Genomic DNA, 25,321 nt, shown 5'->3' with positions numbered 1-25,321 from the left:
CTGATCACACGATACTCGGAAATCGCTTTCATCCGCAATTTAAAAGATGTTAGATCATCATCAAAATGTTAGATTCGGCTATATAACATTTGTTAGGTACGGCCCGCGAAACATGTTTCTTGACGCTATCCGTTCCTATCATGTATGTTGAAATCTACATGTCTGTCCTTTACCCGTCATAGGAGGAAATCAGGATGCAACTGTTGAAGTCGATTACGCGCAAAGCGACTGCTAGCATGAAGAAAAAAACGCTGGTTAACATTTTCCTGCGCTTCTTCGTGCTGACTATGCTGCTCATGGTTTCGTCCGCCACGATAGCGGTTTATTCGAACTACCGGATGATCAACGACGCGAAAGAATCGAACCGGAACTATTTGCGCGCTGTCTCCTCGACGCTTGATGGCTTGTTCAACAAACTCAAAGACAAAGGCTACAGCGTTGCCTCCGATTCCGACTTTCTCAATCTGGTTGCGATGACGGACAAATCGCAGAAGAACTATAGTTCCTCCTCCTACGAATTAAGCAATAAGCTGTCCGATCTGTATATTAGCGATGATGTCGTCGATGACGCCTTTATCTATTTCCAGAACATCCATACAATACTGGCCGGTTCCGGATCGTACAATCCGACTTTCTATTTCAATCTTCATTATCGCTACAAGGATTACCCGCAAGCCTTCTGGAACAACGCGCTCGCGAGTGGCAGCGATTCTGCCATCTTCTCCGCTACCGACGTAATGACGCAGAGCGGCGACTCCGGCGAGAAACGATATAAGAGCATCGTTCCGCTTCTTCTAAACATCGAAAGCCTTGCTCATGCGCGCAACTACATGATCATTAACATAGACGAACAGAAAATTTATCAATTGATCGATGAGATGAACATCACGAAAAAGGGCGAAATTTACCTCGTCGATACGCATCATAACCGATTTATTAGCACGACAGACCGCAAAATGCTTGGCGAACGTTTCGATGCAAAGACACTCCGCTTGAATGTGACCGAAGGCAAAACCGAATCGACCGCGAAAATCGGCAGTGAGCGGTACATGCTGTCATTTCAACATTCGACCTGGAATAATCTCGGATTTCTGATCGTAACACCGGAGCATATGCTGACCGGCCCAACGAACAATTTTCTATACTGGACCATTGGTGTAATCGTCTTGTTCATGCTGATCGGGACGTTCTTCTCGGCCATATTCACGCGGGGCATCTATTCGCCGCTGGCAGACATCGTCATCCAGATGAAACGATTTGCGTTGTCGCCCTTCGAGCATGGCGGATCAGAATACGAGTATATAAAAGAAAATATGACGTCATTGCAGCAGTTCCATCAGGAAAGCATGCCTTCGCTTCTGCAAATCTTGCTGTACCGTGCGCTGAATCAGCAGATCGATCACGCTGACATTGACCGCCTGCAGCAGAAATACGATTTTTTTCGGGGCGGAGACCGTCTTGCCGTTGTTGTCGTCAGAGTCAGCTTCTCCGCTCGGAGCGAGCGGTCGCCTGCAGATTTGAAACGGCTTTTAGCCGGCTTCAACAAGCCGGTGCTTGATATCTCCGAGCATGAGAGCGTTCTGTTCTTCCAGGAACATCACGCGGAGGATGTACATGCGAGTGTCCGGCGGTTAGGCGATTTATCGGCGGCATTCATAGAGGGTGAGAAGGATAGCGTACATCTGGCTGTTGGCATGAGCCCGATATTCCATCAATTAGAGCAAACCTCGCAGGCCTATAAAGAAGCTTGCGCTGTCTTGGATTGGCGAAGCGTGAATAAAGCAGGCATCCTGTTTACGGATGCGGATGAATCCCGAGGCAGCAGAGCTAGCGCTTATATCGCTGCGGATAAGAAAGAAATGCTATACAAGTATATGGATCACGGAAATGTGGAGGGCTCCGCTCATTTGCTGGAACAGCTGCTCGAAGAAGCCCACGCTCAGGACATGCCGTTCAAATCATTCAAACAGCTGGCAAGCGATCTGCTCTATCTCGCAGTCGAGATCGTCTATGTTCGAGGCATAGACGGTCAATCTCTATTTGGTATGCCTGCTGACGAAGTCATCCCTTACATCGGCACCTTTCAAGATCCCCGGATCATGGAATCCTTATGCCGGGATATCTATCGCGCGCTGTCCGTTCATATTCAGAACCAGCTCCAATCGTCGAAGGCGATCCATGGCATGCTGGATTATATCGCGCAGCATTTGCCAGAGGCCAACTTGACGACGATTGCCGATCGTTTCAACATGAATGCCAACTATGTTTCGCAATATTTCAAAAAGCAGCTAGGCGTTACTTTTACCGACTACATCAATGGACTGAGGATCGATAAAGCGAAGGAGCTCTTGATTGGATCGGCGCTTACGGTCAACGACGTCGGCAAGCAAGTCGGCTTCAATAATGCGAACGCCTTTATTCGCATGTTCAAGAAGCTCGAAGCCGTGACCCCTAACGAGTACCGTAAGGGGAGCCAAGCGCAGCATCAACAAGGTCCGGCAGAGAGGGGATGAGATCCATGCTGAAGAGACATCGAAGAATTATCCTGGCAGCCTTACCAACTGCTGTACTTCTGCTCGCGGCTGCTTGTTTATTCGTCGTATTCGATAAGAAGACTGCTGGCAAGCAAGCCGAGCCGCCGGTTGTGATTAAAGCAGCCGTCCCTTCCTTCGCCAGGGAACGGAATACGATGATCGACCTCGAGTACGAGCGGCTTACGCAGCTGAAGTTCGATTGGATTCAGTTTCCGCTGAACGATTATATGAAACGCATCAAGCAGCTGCTGGCCTCGTCCGGAGAGAAACCGGATATCTTCATCATCGATAAAGATATGGTGCAGCGATTCGGTCCGCAAGGGATGCTGCTCGATCTGCAGCCTTACTTGGATCGGATGCCGAATTTGCAGCGCTGGATAAGCAAGTACCCGGAAATCTACCGCAGCATCGTTACAGAGGATGGTAAGCTGTATGGGATTGACGGCTTCAACACGTACGGGCAAATGCCGGTCGGCTATATGCTGCGTGCGGATATTTTCTATCGCAATGGGATGCTGCTTCCGAAGACGTTCGATGAGTTATACGATTCGCTCAAGCAGCTCAAGCACATATATCCGGATTCGAAGCCGATTTCGAATCGTTGGGGGCCGAACCGGCTCTTGGAAAGCTTCTTTATGGCCTATCACACGCATGGCGGGATTTACTTTAATAACGAAGAGTTGGTTTATAAGTTCGGCCCTGTGGAGAGCAACTACAAGAAGGCAGTCGAGCTTGCCAGGAAGTTTTACGAGGCGAAGCTGATTGATCCTGATTTTGCAACGACCGCGGAATCGCAGTATTTCGAGAACATTACATCCGGCAAGACATTCGCTATATTTAACGATTATTTTACAGAGATGGATGGGTGGCAGGAGAAAGGCACAAAACAAGATTCCATGTTTAACCTGAAAGCAGTCCTCCCTTTCGTTACCGATACCGGACTTCAAGCACTCGAGAAAGTTCAGTATCCGAATACGCAGGGAACGTGGGTCATCGCGATCAACGCCAAGTCCAAACATATCGACGAATTAATCCGCTTGCTTGATGCGCAATATTCGGATGCAATGATGGAGCTGACCAATTGGGGGATCGAAGGAAATACGTTTGTCTGGGCTAACGGGGAGCGTACGTATACGTCCAAGGTTCACACGAAAATGAACCCGACGGGGACAGTAACACCGGAGCAGCTAGGCGTCGACGGTCGATCGGGTATATGGGCTCCCTACGACCAAGACGCGGAATATAAGAGACGTTGGGGAGCATTGGGGCTCGAAGCACAGCAGTCCTATAACGAAAATGCAAGCCGGATCGGTTTCTTCGATGGACCGGCCGTTCCGTTCAAACAGGATGAGCTGAACACGATTACGAAGATTATGACCCCGCTAGACAAATTTATAACGGAGAAACTGATCAAGTTCGTCACGGGCGAGCTGAACATGGACAGCGACTGGAACTCGTTTCAAGAAGAGCTTGGCAGAATGGGCTACCAGCGCGTGTTAGACATGTACCGCGAGAAGTTCGCCAAGCTGCCGGAAGATCAGAAAAAGCTGAACATGAACATAAGGTGAATCTAGAAGCTTAGCGAGTCGCGCTAAGCTTCTTTATTTATGGCCACCAGTCGACAAAAATACAAAGAATCCAACAGGGAATCTCGACACAAAAACGATCCCAATTTTTATAAAATGGCAATGTACTTATCTAAATCACTTAAAAGGCGGCGTTTCATGTTACTTAACGAGGATTTGGAATTGGTCGCACAAGGAATTCAGATTGGTCAGAAGTACACGTTTGTAGGATTTAATAGCTGGGGTATGCTCTATCATCGTCATGTCATTCCTACGAGGATGGAAATTGTGAAGGTGTGGGATTGGAAAGGGAAGTCGGTAAAAATGGATTCCCTTCATATCGAGGTGGACTATCCAGACGAGCAGATGGACAAGCGTCGAAAGAAACGGCTTCCGCTGGAGAACGGCTTGCCGCTTGTTTATTCTGTTGATAATAAAATGAAAGGCGGTTTTATGGTCTTCGAAGGATGGCTCCCGGAAACCCGAATCACTACGCTGCCTCATCGCATGTATCAAACCGCTACCATGTTCAACAAGAATATGAGCGTCAGAAATTTCTTGATTCATATTAATGCCTTCCAGCCCAAATGCCTGGAGGTTGTCAGAAGAGACTTGGGAGTGGACCCTCTTGTATATTGCATGGTGGACCGGGGGTGGCTAGACATTCAGCTGCTTGAAGAACGAGTGAAACGGTTTGAACGGTTCACGCAAACGAGTCCATTATGGATGAATCATACGCAGAAGGAAGAACAGCCTCCATCTCAGAGAGTGATTCCCGTTTACACTTGCAAGCACGGCTGTCTGTATCAATCGAAACACCGCGGCGCCATGAATTTGCATGAGCATGTTCACTGCAAATTGAAATCCGTGAAAGAACAGCTTCCTTTGAAAGCATAAGACCGCTTGTTCCTTACAAAGAGAACCTCGATGCATGCGCATCGAGGTTCTCTTCTCTCTTCTCTCTTCTCTCTTCTACTTTAACCGATCTGGATTCGGTCGAACGAAGCCGAGCCTGGATACCACATGTTCGTCGCGAACTGGATCTTCGCAATATTCGTTGAAGACGTCATGACTGGCGCGTTAGTCAATACAGCCGTACCGTTAATCGAGAGCGTGAATGTGCCTGCCGCCAGATTCACGACAAGATGAACATCGTACCACTGATTCGCCGCGTAAGTGACGGAGGTATCCGTCCACGCCATGCTGGAGTTCACGTAGCCGATCTTCCCATTATCGCGGAAGGCAATCTGCACCACGTTCGCGCCGCTGCCATTGATGAGGACAGGCCCCGTAATCAATGCCGTCGTTTGATTCGCAAGCATGCGCGTATCCACGGTAACCGTGCCGGTGGCCGCGGTTATGGACTTGAATGCGGTGACATCCGCCGTACCGTAGCTAGTTTGCGTAAGGGTGAGCGCATGGTTCGTCGTTGCCGCGCCATCCGCGACCTGCTGCACAGAAGCCGAGCCTCCCGGCGCGCTCACGTTCCATCCGGACGGCATCTGCCCGACCGTCGTGCCTTCGAATGCTTCTGCATAGATGGCAGTCTTCGCTTGTGCAGAGCCGCTCGCGGCAGATAGATTCGCCGCGGCGTCGTACGCCTTGACCGTGTACGTATAGGTCGTGTTAGCCGTTAGTCCCGTATCGGTGTAGCTCGTTCCGGAAGCTGTGCCAACCTCTGTTCCGTCCCGATAGATTTTGTAGCCGGTCACGCCTACATTATCCGTCGATGCCGTCCAAGTCAGGGATGCCGTCGTATCCGTAACCGATGCTGCAGCGAGCCCGGTCGGAGCGGTCGGCGCCTGCGTATCCCCTGTGCCGACTGAAATATTATCGAATGAAGCCGTGCCTGAATACCACATGTTCGTTGCGAACTGAATCTTCGCCAGATTAGCCGAAGAAGCCATCACGGGCTCATTCGTCAAAACAGCCGTTCCGTTGATGCTGAGGTTGAACGTGCCTGCCGTCAGGTTCACGACCAGATGCACGTCGTACCATTGATTGGCTGCATAGGAGACCGACGTGTCCGTCCAAGCGATGCTCGAGTTGACGTAGCCAATCTTGCCGTCATCGCGGAATGCGATCTGAACAATCGGCGTTCCGCTGCTGTTCAACAGTACCGGACCGGTGATGAGCGCGTTCGTCTGATTCGCCTGCATCCGGGTATCCACCGTGACCGTTCCGGTTGCGGCAGTGAACAATTTCGTCGCCGAAACATCTGCCACCCCATAGGAGCCCGAGGACTGAGTCAAGGTGAGCGCGTGATTCGTGGTGGCGGAACCGTCCGCAACTTGCTGCACCGATGCCGAACCTCCCGGCGCATTAACCGTCCAGCCCGAAGGCATCTGCCCAATCGTCGTGCTCTCGAAATTCTCCGAATATCCGCCTCCGCCGCCAGATCCTGCAGTCGTAGTCGCATTAGCCGAATTGCTCGCAGCCGACAGATTGCTTGCGGCATCGTAAGCTTTGACCGTATACGTGTAGCTCGTGCTCGCCGTCAGTCCGCTGTCGGTATAACTCGTGCCTGTTGCCGTTCCGACCTCGGTTCCGCCCCGGTACACTTTGTAGCCGGTAACCCCGACGTTATCTGTCGATGCCGTCCAAGATAAGGATGCGCTTGTATCGGTGACCGAAGTAACCGTTAGGCCCGAGGGCGCGCTCGGAGCGGTTGTGTCACTGCCTCCTGTACCTGCCGTAACCACCGTGACGGAGAGATCATCCACGAAACCATAGCCGCCGGTCGTTGGCTTATAGCCGTAGATGGTCGCGCTCGTACTCGCCGCACCGGTCGTGAACGTGAAGACTTTCTCCGTCCAGTCCGTCGTCGTATTCTCCTGATACGTATCCGTTCCGCCATAGTTCTTCACGCCAAGCCGCACCGTTTGCCCGGATGCCCCGGCCCTGATGAAGCCGCGCAGCTCATACGTCGTGTTCGGCGTAAGGCCTGTAATCGTCTGCTCAATGCCATCCGCGCCAGTTCCCAAGCTTATTCCCGTCTCCCACTGCCAGCGCGAGGAAACCTTTTGCCCGGAATAGTCGAATGCCGGTTGTGCCGTCTGCGAATTCGTCTTCGTCCAGCCATAGAGGCTGTCGATGTTCGGCTGCTTCATCCGGTTAAGGTCCAAGCGGCCGTTCGTAAGCAAATTCTTGAAATCCGTATCGACGAGCTGATAGGTTGGATTTGGCGGACTGGCGAAGTTTACGCCTGCCGTCCAGTCTGCTCCTCCCGACTCATAGGCGCCTGCATCCGGCGCTGTTCCGACATACCCCGTCGTAATGCCGCGGATCGGCGTGCCGTAATCGATGGCATTCGAACCGCCGACAAACTCGAACTGGTTGTTACCGGTGCCGACGACGCTGTCATTCACGGTTGTCGTGCCGGAACCGGAGATGATGTCTACCCGGTCTGCGACATGCCAGAAGTACGAGGCGCTTGCATTCTTCGTCCCTGTCACCCGCACCTTCATCGTATGCTGTCCTGCCGACAATGTCGGACTCGTGTATACAAGCGTATTGCCCGTATGCGTCGCCGAATACGTATCGACCATCGTTTCCGTACCGCCGTCAATCGAGACGCCGACGATGCCCATTACCGTGTCTTTCTCCGAATAGAGCTTAATCTGCGTGCCATTGAACCGAACCTGATAATAGGAGCCCGTCGTAGCGGAATAGTGATTGTCGCTCTGATAATCAAGCGCGTTGCTGGCAATTGCCCAAGTTTGCAGATGAAAATCATTTCCGGATGCGTTCACATAGTTCGGAGTTCCTGATGTCAGATTGTTCGAGAACGTCGCGCCGATCGTGGATGCGCCTGTATCGAGCGCGTCGAGCGCGATGTTGTTCACAATGCGGTCTTTGTACGCTTCCAGACCGTACGTCGGTGAAGATACATAAATATCGGATGTATTATAGGTCGTGTTGTTATAGATCTGTACATTGCCCGACAGATGGTTCGCGATGATGTTGTGCCACGGCAAGCTCCACGAAACGTTCTTGTAGACGAGCGCATCCGTCGTGTGTTCATCCAGATATACGCCGCCGACCCAATCGCCGCGCGTGCCGTTCGGACCGTTGTACCGATACCCGCTTCCATGCCAGTAATTGTTGTGGATCTCCGAGTTGCCGAGTCCGTTGTGCGCGGTATACAGAAGTCCGGTATCCGTCGCAAAATAGTTCGCGTCATGGAAGTTGTTATACTGAATAACGCTCGCATAGAACTCGCCGCCGATGAGCGAACGGCCGGCATGATAGACTTCGTTATTGCTGATGAGATGGCCGATGCCGAGAATCTCAACCGCGGAATTGAACACGATCGGACCATAAGTGCCGTCATGGATCAGATTGTTGAAGAGCTTGTTGTTCGATCCCGAGATCGTCACGAGCGCTCCGGATGAATACTGCAGCTCGCTGTTCTTCAGCGTGTCGTTCGTACCGCACAGGCATATGCCCGTGGAATACGAGACGGCTTTGTTGTACTCGGACAGATATTTGGCATGAATGCCGTCAATGACGTCATTCGAGCCGTCCGTCATATCGATCGTCGCGGCAAACAGGTTCACGCCGGAGACGGTAATGTAGTTCTTGCCCGTCAGGTCAAAAGCGAGATTTCTGGCTTTCGCCTCGACCGCGTGGCCTGCCGGACTATCGCTTGTCGTTGTGCGCATGTACAAGGTTCCGGAAGCTTTGTCGTAGTACCATTCGCCTGGATAGTCCAGCGCGGCCAACTTGCCCATGATGTAATATTCCGGCGTGCCTAAGCCCCAGTCGGCAAGGTCGATGACACTCCCTGGTGATTCTTCCTTGCGGAACTGCAGATAGACCATTCCGCCAGACGCGCTGGTAATCTTGACGTCCGCCGAGTAGGTGAAATCCTTCGCGGTTGTCGTGGAATAATACCACGTCGATCCGCTGTTCGTCTGCGGCTGGGTATAGCCGGTCAATGTCGCGCCGTCGCCTTTCCAGTAGCCGGCCTCCTCGCCGTGGCTCCAGCCTTTAATGTTGCTCGTAAAGTTAGGCGCATAACGGCCGGTCGCTTGGTTCGGATTCTGGCTCGTAATCGTGGCGTTCACGTTCGTAAACGTTGCGGTTGCGGCCGTCGTGCCGGTGCTGGATTCAACGCCGAGGCCGAACGAGCCTTCTTTCAGCGCAGAATTGGTCGCCGTAATGACCGGCGTTGCGCCGTTGTTCAAATAGACGTTAAGGGTACTGCCGGATGCGGCCACTTTCAGATTGTAGGTCGTGTTCGGCGTGACGGTCACATTCGCGCTGCCAAGGACGGAGCCGTCTGCGCCGATCAGCTTAAGCGTGTTGTCGTAGGAGGAGAGCTTCAAATTGTACGCGGATTGAGAGGTTTTCAAATTCAAGTGGCCTTGCGTGTAGGTTGTGCCGAGCGCGCTGCTGAAGTTCCAAGCCCCTGAATCTTCGATGAAGAGCGCGGCATTGTCCCAATACCCGTCCGGCTGAGTCAGATTCGTCGTATCGACGAGCGTATTGCGATTCGTATCCGGGAATTTCGCGAGGTACAGATTAGGATCGTACAGATTGCCAACGTCGGTATTCGGCGAGCGTGCCAAATTGTTCGCGACGCCGTCCACATAGACTGAATCGAGATAATCGCCCATCTGCAGGTTCGCGCTTGTTTTGTAGATGCTTCCGGAGTGCACCGTCCATGTGCCTGTGATCGGATCTGCTCCGCTCACCGTAACGGTGGCTCCCGTATCCGGCATGAACGTAATCGGATTGCCGGCCGTGCCCGAATTCGACGGCTTTACCGTCTCGCGGTACACACCCGACCGGATCTTGACCGTGTCGCCGGCGATGGCGACGCTAGCCGCTTTGCTGATCGTTTTCCATGGACTGCCGGTACTGCCGTTGCCTGTCATGTCATTCCCGCTCGCTGCATCGACGTAGTACGTACTGCCTGCTGCTGCAGCCTGTCTTGGTGCCCATGTGAACACCATGCCCATAAGCATGGCCAGCACAAGCCCCAATACTGAAACCTTTCGTCTCATCAATCCACATCCCTTCATCTTTTGCTACGAAGAGTATAAGAAGGAGCGCTCCAAAACATTTGAGACAGAACTACGATTTTTGGACTGGAGCTTGGAAATTTGGACAGAAAAGCACGCGAGGCGTAATCTACTGGACTAGTACGAGCACAAGTGCGATTAAGGCAGGCAATCCTTGCTCGAGCCATTGATCTCAAGAGGTATACACGCCCGAATATCTTGATATGAAGCACTGCTGGCGAGCTTTCCGTTTGGCTACTCGGATACTGCTGTAATAATTTTGGTGTTCTTCTTCTGCTTTGTAGAAAGGTGTTGCTTCGGCAATCTTCGTTACCACCGGTTTATAGTAGGATTAACGTTCTTCCAGAAAGCTTCCAGTAGACGGAGTGACCTGCTCCTCCTCGTTGGTGTTCATATTCATCGATTTCAACATGCCGTACACAACTCCTTGGTGGTAGGATAAATGCAGCGAAGTCAAGGATACGAGCTCGCTTATATCTCGAGCGCGTAGAAAGTTTTCCCCCACAGGTTCAGTCAATCTATGCTCGAGCGATTCATGGATATAATGGCGAAGTTCCTTCAATTGCGCAATTAGCAGATCCCACTCCGGTGGATCTTCTTTCCAATCTGCTGGTTTTGTTCCAAATGCAAAAAAGTCTTCATAGCTTTCCGGAAGAACAAGCGGCCGCTCAGATAGACCGAGTACTTCATGTTGGGTAATGTAAAGAACATGTCCCAAATGCCAATGGACATTATTATGAAAGCCATCCGGAATGACTCTTCGTTGTTCAGGCGGACACTTCTTGAATAGACGAATCAATTGATTCATATGTTTGTCAAATACTCTCCAAACGAAATCCTCGCTCATTGCGCACCTCCAAATCAGGCTAAAAAAACATGGCCCGACGAATACGGGCCACGGTCTATTGAATGATTTAGTCTGGCCGGCCAAAGCCTAGCAGCAAATCTGCCACACTCGTACTATAGCAACAAATGGAGTGCTCGTACACATCCAAAGCTAATATTTCAGAACAGTCCATACCGAATGATATCTAGAGATGGCAGACTATGAATTCAACAAAACCTCGGCCAGGACAGCGATTCCCTCTTCAATCGCCTTCTCATCCACTTTTGCAAATCCAAGCACCCACCCCCTTCTGGTACTCTCCAAACCATATAGGCTAAGAGGATAAACACGAATCCCCCGCTTCAGCAGGATTGAGGTGAAGAAAGCTTCATCAAATGAAGGCTCAGCTTCCAGAAGTAGATGCGATCCCGTCTCAATTTCAGATAAAGTAAACCGGTTGGTTAATCCATTTGCAAGAATGGCTTTATACATGCATTCGTGACGGCGTCTATATAGGTTTCGCACTCTTCTCAAATGCCTAATAAAATGACCCTGCTCAATGAAACGGGTCAGTGTCACTGCTTCCATTATGGGTACATGACGGTAAAGCAGCTCCTGAACTCGCGCAAGCTGCGCGATTGCCTCTGTTGATCCGACTAATGCGGATAGACGGATACCAGGAGCGATCATTTTGGAGAAGCTGATCATATACAAGGTGTTTTTTGATGCTTGGCTAAACAGGGGCGGCAGCGGTTCTCCGCGATAACGATATTCACCGTCATAGTCGTCCTCTACGATCCAGCTGTGATTCTTAACAGCCCATTCAATCAGCTGCTGCCTCCTTGGCTCCGATAGTACGGCACCGACTGCACATTGGTGTGAAGGTGTTACAAACGTTAATTTGGATTCCTGAGGGATGCGATCAACGACCAGACCAAATTCATCGACCGGGATCGGCACGACATTCATACGCCGGTCTCTCATGACCAACCATGATGCCGGGAATCCCGGATCTTCGACGGTGACCATGTCGCCTTCCGTCAGCAAACCTTGCGCGATTAGTTGGAGGGTTTGGTGTGCACCAGAGGTTAGCAGGATCTGTTCCGTCTGAACATTAATTCCCCGTTCGATTGACAGGTATCGCTGAACTTGTTCACGTAACGGCATATATCCATAACTGTTATTTCCATATGCCCAGTCGCATGGATTCATGGAAGAGGAGACATGTAGGTAAGCTTGTTTCCAAGTCTTAAGAAAGATCGTATCTACGTAAGGCTCGTGCGGGCTGAAATCAATGGTGACATGATTAGCATCTTCACCTTTAAGCCATTCCTTCAGATGATCGACAGATGCATCCAAGAACGGTAATGAAGGCAGCAGCGGACCTTGTTTCTGTTGAAGATCGGGATTGCCATCTATGCATTTCATCCCTCGGCTTACCCTTGTACCTCCTCTCCTTGAGGTATAGATGTAGCCGCGTGCTTTCAATTCTTCGTATACGATCTGTATCGTGGAGCGCGAAACGCCTAACTGCTGCGCTAGTTCTCGAGAAGGAAGCAATAACTGTCCCGGTTGCCAATTACCGCTGGAAATTTGGCTGATGGCTTGGTCCAGCATTTGTTGCCATATGGGTTTTGCATCGTTACGGTTTATATACCACACGCTTACACCTACATTTCCGGTAAAATACACTTCCTATTCTTCGCTTTCGATACTCAACATATTCCGTTAAGCAAGTCCGCTGAATGCAGGCTCAGACAAAAAAACGACTGCCGTCAACACCGGCAGTCGTCTTCTGCTACATCATATTGTTCTCTCTAAGATGATCGATTAGCGCAGCGTCTTGAATGCTGTCCGCAGCTCAGAAACCATATACTCCGGTTGCTCCCAAGCAGCAAAGTGTCCACCTTTCGGCAGCTTGTTGAAGTGGATTAGATTCGGGTATGCCTTCTCTGTCCAGCTCTTTGGCGCTACATAAAGCTCGTCCGGGTAAACGCTGACGGCAACCGGCAGCTGTACACCTTTAACACCGAAGAAGGAGTGTTTGTTCTGACCGTAAAGACGAGCCGCAGAGATCGCAGAGTTCGTAAACCAGAAGTGCGAGATATTGTCGAGAACGTCGTCACGAGTAAGACCCTCATTGACTCCGGCAAACGATCTCGAAATCATCGCAAGGCTCTTATAATCGTGGTCGATCATAAATGCAGCCAATCCGACTGGCGAATCCGCGAGTCCCGTCAGCGATTGCGGGCGGTCTCCCATGATGAAAGCATAATAAAATTTATTCTCAAGGACTTGCGCGCATGCTTCCTTCTCTTCTTCCGACAGGCCTGCTGGCAGCGGATTGCCGGACCAGATTGCTGCATCGGCATCAGCCGGAATTACGCCAGGCATGTTGGTGTGCAGTGCCATTAAGCCTTCAGGCTCCTGAACGCCCATAAAGTCAACAACAATCGCTCCCCAGTCACCGCCCTGCGCCACATACTTCTCGTAGCCAAGACGCGTCATCAGTTCGCCATATGCACTGGCGATGCGCTGAGGACCCCAGCCTGTCTCAGTCGGTTTGCCCGAGTATCCATAGCCAGGCATGGATGGAATTACGACATGGAATGCATCAGCTTCACTGCCGCCGTGCGCCGTAGGGTTAGTCAACGGCTCGATGAGCTTCAGTTGCTCAATGATCGAACCCGGCCAGCCGTGTGCAATGATGATCGGCATGGCATTTTCATGCTTCGAACGAACGTGAATGAAGTGAATGTCAAGACCATCGATCTCCGTAAGGAAATGCGGATAACTGTTAATTTTCGCTTCGACTTTACGCCAGTCATATTCATTCGCCCAGTAGCGAGCGAGCTCTTGAATCGTTCCAAGCTGCGTGCCTTGAGATTGATCCGATACCGTTTCTTTGTCCGGCCAGCGGGTTGCATTAATGCGGTTGCGCAATTCAACTAGTTCTTCTTCTGGCACATGAATGTGAAACGGGCGGATGATGTTGTTGTCTTGTTGTGTCATTTTATGATCTCCTTTTATTTGCGTTTTTGATTTGTAACTAACTAAATATAAATTTAAAAGTTACAAGTAGTAATATAGCACGATCTAATCCCAAAAACAAGTAACTATCAAAAATTAATTTAACAGTTACATTGCGTGCGCCCGAAAATGCCAAAAAGCCATCGTAACCGACGGCTCTCGACTCGGTGTATCCGAAATATGCATAGATCATCGTCTGACAGTACCTGAATTTGCAGTGGACTTTCCTTCATTAAAAAATTCGCGGCAGATCATCAAATGCTCGGTCAAGCTAACTGTATCTTTCGTGCCGGACAACTCATCTAGCCTCTTTACTAATTCCGTTGCCTCATCAAACATGATTTCACGACCTACATATGTAATCGAATACTCCATAATGCAATAACTATTGCCGAGTCCTTTCACTGGACTCAAAATCAAAGTCACATCCGGAGTTGCTGCGTCTTCATCGTCATACGAGTAAATACGGATCGCCCACGTTTTATAGCAATCACCGCAGTAATCATCAATGTTATGCAAATCCAATTCAAACCAGCCTTTTTTCATCCAATTACTTCCTTTAATCAATATTAATTCCTGCTGTATCCCCGTGAATTATAACAACCGTATGGAAGGCAGTACAGGTCCAAAATAGCCGTGTTGTTTCAATCCATAAAAAAAGCCGGTCGTTTGACCGGCCCGGCTACAAGTCATTGCATTTCCCTAGACGCAAGAATCACTCATCGTTGCATAACTGATGATGTGTTTCTTCAATTCCTCCTTGCTATGCTGCCCGACAAAGGTTTCTACTTTGTATCCGTCTTTGAACAGCAATAATGTTGGTACGCTCGACACGCCGTATTCAGTTGCGAGCTCTTGCTCCTGATCCACATCAACTTTGGCTACGGCAGCTTGAAATCTTACTTCTTGGACTAGGCTTTGATCGGTGAGAAGCTGCTCCTGACAAGCGTTATCTCCAGACTTATAGAAGTCTACGAGCGTGATTCCATGGTCTATTTGTCCCTTGAACGTTTCTTTCATTAATGAATGGACCTCCACCTTGCGACCTCCTCTTGTGTAATGCGGCTACTTGGTATCCCTTAACCGACAACGTTCGAAATAACCTCGATATTGCCGCGGGTCGCTCTTGCGTAAGGACAAACCTTATGCGCTTCATCGACGATTTCTTGCGCGACGCTGCGTTCAACGCCTTTGATCGTAATATCAAACGTTACAGCCAGCACATAGCCGTCATTCGCATCCTTGCCTAGCGTGACGCTGGAGACGATGGAAACGCCTTCCGATTTTATCCATTCTCGCATGCGCTCCTCTTCTTTTTCATTCCAAATTGTGGACACAACATTAAGGTATCCTCTGCATTCATTCGTATACTTGTCACGTTCTCCGACTCTCCATTTGTATCGCCTCTTTAGAAGATGGAAATACTTAACATAATCTACACTCTGATTCTTCTTGGAGGATATCGCCGCGATGAAGCCCGTTGAACAACTATCAGGAATCCAATTTAGCTTGCTCTTGTTTTCATTCATATCACCCACTGTCATTCTTATCATTCCAAGTTTGATGGCACAGATCGCGCAGCATGATGCTTGGATTTCAATATTTCCTGCGATAACATGCGGAGCTTTATCCATTTGGGTCATGACCACGTTATCTAAGCGATATCCTGGATTGACGATAATAGAGTACAGCAGCCGAATCCTAGGCAAGTGGGCTGGTAAAGCGTTGGGCTGCTATTTCATCTTCTATTGGGTTCATGTGAACCTCTTCTTGCTTAATCAACACGTTCAGTTCATTAATACCGTTCTGCTAATGAAATCTCCGGCGATCGTTATCAGCCTGACCTTGGCAATCGTTTGCGCGATTGCCGTTTATTTGGGCATTGAATCCATAGCAAGATCCAATGAATATCTTAGCTTGTTGATCTTCGTCTTTTTCATTCCGCTTCTATTCCTCATGCTCGCGGAATCGAATCCAGAGAGACTCTTTCCCGTCATGAGCAAAGGGATTGTTCCCGTTCTTCGGGCAAGCATTTATCCGGTTGCGTACTTATCTCAATTCTTTATTATAGGGTGGTTTCTCCCCTATTTGAATCAACCTGGAAAAGCGATCAAAGCTTCGTTCTTTTCTTTGTCAGCGGTATCTGCGCTGCTCGCTTTCACATTAATACCTCTTATCATGGTCTTTGGGCCGTTAACGGATAATTTGACTTTTCCTTTATTAAGCGTGATCCAATATATCGGCATAACCGGAAGCTTCGAACGTTTGGAGGCTTTTGCCGTCGTGATCTGGGTTACAGCTAGCTTTGTTAAGATATCCTTGACCTTTTTTATTATCTGTCTAAGCATCGGGCAACTTTTCAACTTGAATAAATATCGCCATTTTATCGTACCGATTACGCTTTTCTCAGTGATTGGCTCCGTATCCTTATTCCATAACTCAACGGAGCTCGGTTATTTTTTGCGGTATACGTATCCGATCTATGCTTTTTTCACTCAACTGATTTTACCGCTGTTGCTCCTCATGATTGATACTTTCAAAAGATTCGGGAACAAAACCTTGCAGGGTAACGAGTAACCCTACCGATTAAGGCGTTAACAGTTTTTTTCCGATTGGCTCGAAAAAGAAGCGTACAGGAGCGATTGAGAACGGGAAATAGACGTCGGCGAGGTATAAAGCCCCTTCCACTATGCATAAGGCCATCAAACAACAGTACACGGCTGCTGTTTTAGGCCTTTTTTTATGGAGCAAGGACTTAGCAATATAGAATGTCCAGCACACCAGCACAGCCACAAAGGCAATGATTTTAACAATCATCTTCCGAGCTCCTTCTCACGCCTATTCGGTTACCATCCCATGGTATTTCCCAAAGGTTGGGTTGACCATGCCTGAGCCATTAATTCTTAATTTAACTTCAACTCCGATTTCCGCTTTCGGAAACAGCTCATCCCACTGATTTCTCATCGCTTCCCACTGCTTCGGAGCTTTCTTATAAATTTCGTGACCGAAACCGATACTGTCGGTATTATAATCCTTTTGGATTTTTGCAATAAACCGTTGAACTTGTTTCTTTACCGCATCTTCCAATGCGTGCTTAATTTGTTTCATCTCTTCTGGATCGCTGACATTAAGCGTTGAATTGTTCTCGACTAATCCGCCCTGACCACTCAACATGATTTTGAACTTTGCGGAACCCTGTTCTGTATGAGTGATGATTTTGCTGCTTGCATGCGTTACGATTAACCCTACTTCCCCTCTGCCATCAGGCAGATAAGCCGTAACCCGGCCGTAATTCAATTTGTTCGTCGTCCACATGAATCCGAGCAAATCTTCTTCATTCAAGACCCCGGCCAGCTTGAGGTCCTTAAACACGCCAGCTCCCATAAAATTAAATAATTGGTTTTTCGATTTAGACTGGTTGTCAACCTCAATAACACTCATTACAGGTTGAATCCCTTCGCTTTCTAACGCAATATAGAAATCGCGTATCGTTACCGCTAATTCTCCTCCCGAAATTTGCAATGCCTTCACGGTCTCAATCGGCACTTGCTTTAGAGGATAGTCCATCTGCAGAATATCTTTCGCTTCCGATCCTTTCACCATAATAAGATACGTTTTCAATCGATTCCTAGGATCATGGATAAAGATATCGAGAACGCCATTCAGTCCCTCCTTCGCCAGAGTTTCGCTGATATACACCACGCTTCGATGAGATAGGAACAATTTTCTCGTGCTTTTTTCCTGCAGCTTCTGATGGATCTCATTTCCGTTCTTGCCCTCTACAGAAATAACGAAGAACTTGCCATCCTTCCCTTCGCCGTGTCCTCCATCAGCAGATGAAGGGAGCGCGACTTGAAGGGAAACCTCCAGATTGCCATTTTTCTTAAGATCGATGGCCGTACCCGTAACAAGAGCAAGCTCATTAATTTCCATGCGATCCCAGCAGCCGCTAAGGAAAAAGATCTGAAGAAGAATCAGCCATTTTATCCGTTTCATTCATTTGCGCCCTCTTGATGGAATTTAGGCTTAAATCGCGAATTCGCCCATATTGGCACCCGAACCAGAATATCTCGCAGGGCCGTGAATTTGATCGGGACTATGGGAGACAGATAAAGCATCCCGAATGAGCGCAGCGAAGTCAGATGTAACAAAATGAGCAGATACCCCAGAACAATGCCATATAGCCCGAGCGCACCGGCCAAAAATAACATGGGAAAACGAAGGAGCCGGATCCCGTTCGCAAAACTATACCGCGGGATTACAAATGACGATATTCCGGTAATGGATACGATAATGACGACCGGCGAGGATATGAACCCGGCTTGTACGGCCGCCTGCCCAATGACAATACCTCCCACGATGCTAATGGCCTGTCCAATCGTTTTAGGAAGACGAATGCCAGCCTCCCGCAATGCTTCGAACGTTAATTCCAGCAGCAAGGCTTCAATCATGGCCGGAAAGGGAACGCCTTCTCTTGCGGCTGCAATGCTCAACACGAGATTTGTAGGGATCATTTCTTGATGAAAAGTTGTAATTGCAACGTACAGCGAAGGGGCAAAAATAGCAAAATTAACGAAGAGGAAACGGATCCATCTTACGAAAGTTGCAATTGGCCAGCGGATATAGTAATCCTCACTTGCTTGGAGGCCCGACCATAGCGTCATGGGAGCAACAAGCGCGAATGGGGAAGTATCGACGAGAATGGCTACTCTGCCTTCTAGCAGCTCCGCAGTCACTACATCCGGACGCTCTGTGCTTTGAAGTTGAGGAAAGGGAGAAAACGGTTGGTCTTCAATGCATTCCTCGATATACTCCGAATCGACGACACCATTCAGTTGGATGGGTTTGACTCGTCTTCTGACCTCATCAACCAAGGAGTCTTGAGCAATCCCCTCTAAATATAAAACGGCTACTCGTGTCCGAGTGTGTTCGCCAAGCGTTATATATTCAATCTTAAGCTTCGGCGTCTTCAATCTAAGACGTATCAGACTTAAGTTCGTCGAAAGCTGTTCGATAAAGCCGTCTTTGGCCCCTCTGATGACAGGCTCGGTCGAAGACTCCTCAATACTTCTATGGGATGTGCCTGGCAAGGAAACGGTCAACACTTTACAGCTGCCTTGGGTTAGAACGGCAGCATATCCCTCCAGAATATGCCCCGTCGTTTCAGCAGCATCCCGTGAGATATTCATACTTCCGACAGGAAGCGTTTTGTTCATGAATTCGGTTACATCGTGAATTTCGCGATTGCTGACCAAGCTTGTCAGCAGTGGTTTTATCACGTGTTCATCAAGCATTTTTTTATCAATAAGGTTCTCGATATATACGACAAGACAATGCTCGCTCCGATCGTCTCCTATCTTGCGGTATTCAACGTCTGCGCAATTCCGGAACGTCTTTCTTAGTAAATCTTCATTATGTCCCAAATCGCATGTAAATGTCGGTGTTTCCTCCGACTCCACTCGGTTCAATTTGCGCATGTAGTCCAATTTACGAATCGTGCGACGTTTAGACCATCTCATTTAAGCTGCTCCTTGCCAATTCAAGTTACTTTAGTATTCCAAACATGGTAAGTAATACTCATTGGCAAGGAGAATGCTGGCAATTGGGTCAAATCTGCTTAAAGAGTTTGCAACATCGCGGCAACAACACCGTTGTGATTGGACAAATGTGCGGCTGTCGTTAGGATCAGTTCACCAAAGCTCACTGCTTTCTTGAAGTTCTCTGGCACGCTTTCATCCAGACGATCTTTCAGCGTGTTATAAATGCGTTCTCGTTGCTCTTTTAATTGAACAATCATTGTATCCCATGACGGCAGCTGGTTTAGTTGCTCTTCCGTCCAAACTTTCGCGCTCGTACCGTAATGAAACAGATCTTTATAGTTTCCCGGAAGGGACATGGTTTGTTGAGATAGACCGAACACATGGAATTCCGTAATCTGCAATACATGTCCCAGATGCCAATAGATGCTGGTGTTAAAACCTTCGGGAGTGATATTCCGTTTCTCTTCCGGACATTTATCAAGTAATTTCAAAAAGTTATCATGCTCTACGTTGTATAAATGGAATACAAATTCTTTTCTCATTATTATTAACTCCTTTAAGATGTTTTTGGGCTTGTCTTATGAAGAAGAGTATTGTGATCTCACTTCCTGGCTAACATCACTTCTGCAACTTGGTCTGGAATATCAACCTGCAGCCAGTGACCAGCCTGCAACACATGCAGTTCAGGTTTTTTCAGAAGCGTAGATAAATGTCTGGCAATTCCATAGTTGAGGTATGGGTCTGTTTCACCCCAAATTAACTTGACCGGCACATTGATCTGCCACATTTGATTTATTCGTTTCGTATTTCTGGCAAGCTCATCAAAGTGCTGCGATGTCATTTGCGCGAATGCGGGACCGGAGCTCGGTTGCTGGCGGAAGTTAGCATCGATGATCGGACCAAGGAACTTCGAATAGTAATCCTTTTGCTCGTCTGTCAAATGCTCTTGGAATTTGCTCCGCTGAAAACCGAGTACCCATGCGAATTGTTCCGGGCTGCGAAGAATGGCCTGCGTGAGAGCCTTCAAACTCGTGGTAGCGAACAGTTCGATAAATTCCGGATATTTCGCCGTCGGCGACTCCATATAAAAGGCGTTGAGCAAGCATACGGAATCGACATGCTGTGGATATTCAATTGCGTAATTGATTGCTGCCGGACCTGAGGAATCATGTCCGACGGGAATAATTTTGTTAAGATTCAAACTTTGAACTACCGCATGAAGATCGCCCAACTGTTGCTCAAAGCTGTACTTAGCACCGGCCGGTTTGTCGGAATCACCAAACCCAAGGAAGTCGAATACAACGACTCTCCGCCCACCTGCTGCAAGATGGGGTACCAAATCATCGTAAATATGCAAGTTGTCGGGATACCCGTGCATGAGAACAAAGGCTGGTTCCGTTCCTGCGTAATCACGCACATAAATGCTGCCTTGTCCACGGTCGATGCGATGTTCCTGAAAGTTTATATTTGTTGTTGTCATATAAATTCCCGTCCTTTTCTGTCCATGATCATTGAATTATTATGTCCAGCATTAAAAATATTTTTTAGTCTCATATGCCGCTATCAACCAATCATCTGTCGTCTGCCACTTGCTAAACCTATATTAGTCTCATATGCCCGTATTTGCAAGTGGAATTTTTGAACCTTCGTTCCAGTCATGTCCTTTCTTGAGTTCAGTTTGACCTCTACATTAAAATTGGCCCGCAGTATGCGGGCCATGTGGAGGAACTCGTTAATCTTTTTTTTCAACAAACTGTGCTGCCAGTGCCCCATAACCTCTCTGAACAAGATCGGCTTTGGGGATAAATTCCATGGATGCGGAGTTCATGCAGAAACGGAGTCCCGTTGGCTGCGGACCATCGTTGAATACATGACCGAGAATGGAGTTGGCATTTCGGCTTCGAACCTCCATACCCGTAATTCCCGGGAATAATCCATTGTTTTTGAAGACCACGTTGTTTGACATCAAAGGCTTAGTAAAACTCGGCCAGCCGGTCTGCGCATCATATTTATCCTTCGAGCTGAATAGCGGCTCACCCGAGACAATATCTACATAGATCCCCTCTTCGTTATTATTCCAGTATTCGTTATGGAATGGAGGCTCGTCCGCACCTTTTTGAGTTACGTTATACTGAAGCTCCGTCAGCGTTTTCAGTTTTTCTTCTTTGTTGAACCTAATAGTGTCGTTCATTTTCTTAACCCCCAAACTTTATTCAAGCAGGCTGCCAACCCGTTTTTTTTGTAATAGTTCTGATGCTCTTCCTCTGCCATGTAGAACGTTGATGCAGCGGCAATCTTCGTTACAACAGGTTTGATGGACTGTTTGGCCATTTCGTTCAGAGATTTTTGAGCCAACTCTCTTTGTTCATTGCTGGTATAAAAGATGGCGGATTCCCGTAAATCAGAGTTCTTCCAGAAATTGTTCAACAGCTCGTGATACGTAATCGCGTTCGGATTATAATGTACTTCGACTGCCTCGATATGATCCGACATATAAGAAACGACTTGTTCGTAAGTCGGATTCTCCATTACTCCGCCTGTGTAACCAGCATAAACATGCGATACACCATCGAGTTTCTGAAATGCATCTTCCATGTGCCAGAAGCAGCCGCCCGCGAAAATGGCAGTTTCTAGAGGCTCTTTCATGTTCCCATTCTTCATAGCAGTCATTTATACCACCTCATCAGATTGTTTTGGCCCCATTCATAATGGCTTTCAGTGAAATATATCAGCTGATGACTTGATCGTATACATCCAAAGCACCTCATTTCTAACAGTCCAAAAACCCCTTTTTGACTCTATACTTGACGACCAAAAATAGTTCATGTTATATTTTCACTAGTAACTACTAAAATAAAATTAGATAGTTACAAACTTATTGCAACTCGGGATGGCCGAGTCGTAGTGAGCGTGCCATCCACGCGAATGCTGAGCAAAATTATCAAGCGGCACTCACTGACTTGCGCAGTCGTATCAAAGCAACAAGATAGGCCTGAGAAAGAACCCGTCTCGGACCAGTCGCATGGCGTGCAGCTTAAAACGATTCAGAGTCTCGCCAAATATTGGGCTAATGATTACGACTGGCGGAAGATTGAAGCGAAGCTGAATTCCTATCCGCAGTTCATGACGGAGATCGATGGCGAGGACATTCACTTCATCCATGTTCGTTCAAAGCATAAAGGCGCTATGCCGATTATCATCACGCACGGATGGGCTGGGTCGATCATCGAACAGATGAAGCTTAACGAACCGCTTACCAATCCCACGAAATATGGCGGTAAGGCCGAAGACGCTTTTGACGTGGTAATTCCGTCGATGCCAGGTTATGGCTTCTCCGAGAAAGCAGACACGACTGGCTGGGGTCCCGATCACATCGCCAAGGCTTGGGATGTACTGATGAAGCGCCTTGGCTATAATAAGTATGTCGCACAAGGCGGAGACTGGGGTGCGCCGCAAAGCATTCAAAACGTTGCGTTAATCGAGCTAGCACAACTTGCATTACACACCAGTTGCACATAAATCAAGCCGCAGGAAAATACCCCGCGGCTTTTTCTAAACACGCTTTTAAATTAGATTGATTTACCCGAATTAGTCAGCTCAACTTTTACCTGCACTTTAATACTCATGTTTGAGTAAGTCTTATTCCAATTCATACTTTTCCATCTTTCATAGGTCAAATGATTGCGAACGACCTTGCCTATCCCGATTGGATCTGATTGAGATTGCTGCAATTTGGCTATCAGCTTTTCTGAATTCGTCGTTAAATATTTTTCAATCTGCCCTTCTAACTGCTTTTGATACTTTTCTTTACTTATATCCATAGTACCTGTGTATTCAAGGACGCTTGCTTTTAATTTTACTTTTATTTCGGCCTGCATATTCTTTGTGTTTATTATTTTATCGTTATCAGAGTTAATGTTACTTAAGGAAAGCTGATAATTCTGTCCTGGCTCTAAATCATTCATCGCAATCATCAATCTGCCGTTTTTGATGTTACCGATCAAATAGTTCAGAATTTGCGTTTCGCTAAAAGTTAAGAGCGTGACATATCGATCGCCTTTAAACGTACCTACTCCCTTTAATCCGATGGTATCCCCTTCATATGAAAAGACGGGAAGAACCGGATCAATGCCATCGTCATAATAATCTCTTAGGAAACGGTATTGATTGGTGAACAGAACTTTATCTTGCCAGCCCGCTCTCTCCAGAAACAAATAAATAAATTCTGCATTATCTTCAATCGAAGGGAATTTTTTTTCGAGAAGTTTCCCTGCATTCCCCTCAACCATGGCGAATTTAACGCGAATTCCGATTTCCGGATCCCTTCTCAATGATTTCACGACATTTATTAACCCCTTTTTCGCCAGGTCCTCCCCGAAGAGAATCGTCCCTTGCCCGCCAACGATCTTGAGACTGGTTAGATTTTGAACTTTAAGGAAGGTGTCATGAATCGATTTACCTTTAGCCGTAAGCGCCATCGTATCAAACTTACCTTCTTTAGTAACCGTGGGGAAAAGGACTGTCGTTGTTATTGGGTTTTCACTACCCTCAGACAGATCGTATGCACCCGCTTCTACCACAGCTAATTTTTCAATCGCATTACTTTCTCCGCAGCCTGCTACGAATACTGTCAAGCAGCACATTGTGATCACGATAATGACTTTACTTTGCATAATCTGTCTCCCTAAGCATCTGGTTTCTAAGCATTTGGATGAAAAGGACACCTAACACGAATATAGGCAGCGCCCATGCAATTAATATGGCACAATTACTCAACCAGTTGGACCACTTCTCTACATGTGCGACAGAGCCCGGAATCAACGCGAGAACAAATCCGGTGGCCAGTATGAGGATGATCCAAAGACCAGGTTTTACTTTTCCAGCTATATTTTCAAGCGTTTTCTGAGCGCCCCAGTAATAGATAACCGTTGTGGCTAATATCTTGAAGGCAAAAACACAAAAGCAAAGATTCTCGGCCCGTGAAAGGAAAGAAACTTCTGTATATTCAAAGAGTGTCATAATCGGGTATAAGTCGTTTAATACTTGATCGAAGCTGAAAAATCCAAAGCACATAAAGGTGACAATCAAATAGATAAACAACGAGAAGAAATTGCCAATAAACAATGACTTCGTCCATTTCTTATCAACCACAGGGAATAAGAGCATGGAAACTTCAATACCTAGATAAGCGGAATAAACGCGTAATGATCCCTCGAAATAATCGGTTCCTCCTTTAAAATAAAACGACGTGAAGCGGTCGAACTCAAATTCCGAAATGAGGTATAGCAGTAAAGCAAGCATTGGCATTACGAAGCAGATTAGTACAACAAAAGCCTTCGTTATATGGTGAATCCCGCCTGTTAGAAGTTGAAATCCAAGAAGCGTAAAAAAAATGACAAAATAAACAGCAGGTAATGCGGGATAAAAGAAAATCTTCATGATGAAAATATATTCCCTCATAATCATGCTGGCCAATCCAATCCAAACACAAATGATGAACAAATAAATGGGTATCATCACCCACTTGGGTATAGTCGCTTCAATGATTTCGAAAATAGATCTCCCTTTGCCCAGCTTATAAATGGTTGCAATGAGCAAAATATTGATATTCACAAGTATGAAAATGAATATAATACTTAGCCAACCGTTTGTTCCAAAATATTGGGCAGTTACTCGAGGCAACGTATACACAACAAGACCATTTTGGATGCTATATAACAAGATAGACAATTGAAATGGGTGGAGTCGTTCTTTCAAATGATCACCAGCTTTCACGCTTATTCTCCCCCATCGCTTT

The 25,321-nt window shown here is 47.7% G+C and carries 22 protein-coding genes; 5 read left to right on the top strand and 17 right to left on the bottom strand.

The features are described 5' to 3' along the window. Positions 1 to 194: 194 nt before the first annotated feature. The 3 genes from A8990_RS22050 to A8990_RS22040 all read left to right on the top strand — a co-directional run bounded on the left by A8990_RS22050 (position 195) and on the right by A8990_RS22040 (position 4,996). Entirely contained in the window at positions 195 to 2,513 is a 2,319-nt protein-coding gene (locus A8990_RS22050) for a helix-turn-helix domain-containing protein (protein WP_116191214.1), read from the top strand. A 5-nt stretch (positions 2,514 to 2,518) separates the two neighbouring features. Beyond that, complete coding sequence (locus A8990_RS22045) at positions 2,519 to 4,102, top strand: extracellular solute-binding protein (RefSeq protein ID WP_181909710.1); 1,584 nt, start codon at positions 2,519 to 2,521, stop codon at positions 4,100 to 4,102. 156 nt (positions 4,103 to 4,258) lie between these two features. Continuing rightward, on the top strand, positions 4,259 to 4,996 hold the full coding sequence (locus A8990_RS22040; protein ID WP_116191212.1) for a hypothetical protein: 738 nt from the start codon (positions 4,259 to 4,261) through the stop codon (positions 4,994 to 4,996). Between the two features lie 80 nt (positions 4,997 to 5,076). On the opposite strand, the gene A8990_RS32255 is transcribed toward A8990_RS22040, so the two are convergent. The 8 genes from A8990_RS32255 to A8990_RS21995 all read right to left on the bottom strand — a co-directional run bounded on the left by A8990_RS32255 (position 5,077) and on the right by A8990_RS21995 (position 15,285). Continuing rightward, the gene (locus tag A8990_RS32255; RefSeq protein WP_245996147.1) at positions 5,077 to 10,110 is read right to left on the bottom strand and encodes a fibronectin type III domain-containing protein; all 5,034 of its coding nucleotides are present in this window, start codon (positions 10,108 to 10,110) and stop codon (positions 5,077 to 5,079) included. Between the two features lie 190 nt (positions 10,111 to 10,300). Then, the gene (locus A8990_RS32815; protein WP_116191211.1) at positions 10,301 to 10,444 is read right to left on the bottom strand and encodes a hypothetical protein; all 144 of its coding nucleotides are present in this window, start codon (positions 10,442 to 10,444) and stop codon (positions 10,301 to 10,303) included. A gap of 15 nt (positions 10,445 to 10,459) precedes the next feature. After that, positions 10,460 to 10,975 (bottom strand): DinB family protein, encoded by a 516-nt coding sequence (locus A8990_RS22020; RefSeq protein WP_116191210.1) that lies wholly within the window; start codon positions 10,973 to 10,975, stop codon positions 10,460 to 10,462. 198 nt (positions 10,976 to 11,173) lie between these two features. Continuing rightward, positions 11,174 to 12,616, bottom strand: a complete 1,443-nt coding sequence (gene pdxR, locus A8990_RS22015) for a MocR-like pyridoxine biosynthesis transcription factor PdxR (protein ID WP_116191209.1) — start codon at positions 12,614 to 12,616, stop codon at positions 11,174 to 11,176. Positions 12,617 to 12,784: 168 nt separating this feature from the next. Beyond that, positions 12,785 to 13,966: an epoxide hydrolase family protein gene (locus tag A8990_RS22010; protein WP_116191208.1), complete on the bottom strand. Its 1,182-nt coding sequence runs from the start codon at positions 13,964 to 13,966 to the stop codon at positions 12,785 to 12,787. 207 nt (positions 13,967 to 14,173) lie between these two features. Beyond that, on the bottom strand, positions 14,174 to 14,530 hold the full coding sequence (locus A8990_RS22005; RefSeq protein WP_116191207.1) for a hypothetical protein: 357 nt from the start codon (positions 14,528 to 14,530) through the stop codon (positions 14,174 to 14,176). A gap of 156 nt (positions 14,531 to 14,686) precedes the next feature. Beyond that, positions 14,687 to 15,004, bottom strand: coding sequence for a thioredoxin family protein (locus tag A8990_RS22000; RefSeq protein ID WP_147306848.1), 318 nt, complete (start codon positions 15,002 to 15,004; stop codon positions 14,687 to 14,689). A 59-nt stretch (positions 15,005 to 15,063) separates the two neighbouring features. Next, on the bottom strand, positions 15,064 to 15,285 hold the full coding sequence (locus A8990_RS21995; protein ID WP_245996146.1) for an OsmC family protein: 222 nt from the start codon (positions 15,283 to 15,285) through the stop codon (positions 15,064 to 15,066). Between the two features lie 169 nt (positions 15,286 to 15,454). On the opposite strand from A8990_RS21995, the gene A8990_RS21990 reads away from it, so the two are divergent. Continuing rightward, the gene (locus A8990_RS21990; RefSeq protein WP_116191205.1) at positions 15,455 to 16,561 is read left to right on the top strand and encodes a GerAB/ArcD/ProY family transporter; all 1,107 of its coding nucleotides are present in this window, start codon (positions 15,455 to 15,457) and stop codon (positions 16,559 to 16,561) included. Between the two features lie 9 nt (positions 16,562 to 16,570). Here A8990_RS21990 and A8990_RS21985 read toward each other — a convergent pair whose 3' ends face one another. From A8990_RS21985 to msrA, 7 genes are all read right to left on the bottom strand, one after another. Continuing rightward, on the bottom strand, positions 16,571 to 16,801 hold the full coding sequence (locus tag A8990_RS21985; protein WP_116191204.1) for a hypothetical protein: 231 nt from the start codon (positions 16,799 to 16,801) through the stop codon (positions 16,571 to 16,573). A 21-nt stretch (positions 16,802 to 16,822) separates the two neighbouring features. Beyond that, positions 16,823 to 17,980 carry a Ger(x)C family spore germination protein gene (locus A8990_RS21980; RefSeq protein ID WP_116191203.1) on the bottom strand — a complete coding sequence of 386 codons (1,158 nt, stop codon included), beginning with the start codon at positions 17,978 to 17,980 and terminating at the stop codon, positions 16,823 to 16,825. Continuing rightward, on the bottom strand, positions 17,977 to 19,503 hold the full coding sequence (locus tag A8990_RS21975) for a spore germination protein (protein WP_116191202.1): 1,527 nt from the start codon (positions 19,501 to 19,503) through the stop codon (positions 17,977 to 17,979). Before A8990_RS21975 ends, A8990_RS21980 begins: the two co-directional genes overlap by 4 nt. A gap of 98 nt (positions 19,504 to 19,601) precedes the next feature. Then, positions 19,602 to 20,066: a DinB family protein gene (locus tag A8990_RS21970; RefSeq protein ID WP_116191201.1), complete on the bottom strand. Its 465-nt coding sequence runs from the start codon at positions 20,064 to 20,066 to the stop codon at positions 19,602 to 19,604. Positions 20,067 to 20,125: 59 nt separating this feature from the next. Continuing rightward, entirely contained in the window at positions 20,126 to 21,004 is an 879-nt protein-coding gene (locus A8990_RS21965; protein ID WP_116191200.1) for an alpha/beta fold hydrolase, read from the bottom strand. A 252-nt stretch (positions 21,005 to 21,256) separates the two neighbouring features. Next, complete coding sequence (gene msrB, locus A8990_RS21960) at positions 21,257 to 21,703, bottom strand: peptide-methionine (R)-S-oxide reductase MsrB (protein ID WP_220376836.1); 447 nt, start codon at positions 21,701 to 21,703, stop codon at positions 21,257 to 21,259. Between the two features lie 8 nt (positions 21,704 to 21,711). Beyond that, positions 21,712 to 22,194, bottom strand: a complete 483-nt coding sequence (gene msrA / locus A8990_RS21955; protein ID WP_220376834.1) for a peptide-methionine (S)-S-oxide reductase MsrA — start codon at positions 22,192 to 22,194, stop codon at positions 21,712 to 21,714. Positions 22,195 to 22,428: 234 nt separating this feature from the next. Between msrA and A8990_RS21950 the strand changes: the two genes are divergently transcribed. Continuing rightward, the gene (locus A8990_RS21950; RefSeq protein ID WP_220376833.1) at positions 22,429 to 23,043 is read left to right on the top strand and encodes an epoxide hydrolase family protein; all 615 of its coding nucleotides are present in this window, start codon (positions 22,429 to 22,431) and stop codon (positions 23,041 to 23,043) included. Between the two features lie 50 nt (positions 23,044 to 23,093). Here the strand turns inward: A8990_RS21950 and A8990_RS21945 are convergent, their stop codons facing one another. Beyond that, positions 23,094 to 24,197 carry a Ger(x)C family spore germination protein gene (locus A8990_RS21945; RefSeq protein ID WP_116191198.1) on the bottom strand — a complete coding sequence of 368 codons (1,104 nt, stop codon included), beginning with the start codon at positions 24,195 to 24,197 and terminating at the stop codon, positions 23,094 to 23,096. Further along, positions 24,187 to 25,299 (bottom strand): GerAB/ArcD/ProY family transporter, encoded by a 1,113-nt coding sequence (locus tag A8990_RS21940; RefSeq protein ID WP_181909709.1) that lies wholly within the window; start codon positions 25,297 to 25,299, stop codon positions 24,187 to 24,189. The genes A8990_RS21945 and A8990_RS21940 overlap by 11 nt, the downstream gene beginning before the upstream one ends. Between the last annotated feature and the right edge of the window lie 22 nt (positions 25,300 to 25,321).

The sequence above is a fragment of the Paenibacillus taihuensis genome (assembly GCF_003386535.1).
Lineage (GTDB): Bacteria > Bacillota > Bacilli > Paenibacillales > Paenibacillaceae > Paenibacillus_Z > Paenibacillus_Z taihuensis.
Note: the sequence above shows the minus strand (reverse complement) of the source record. Positions and strands in the feature narration are given on the sequence as shown.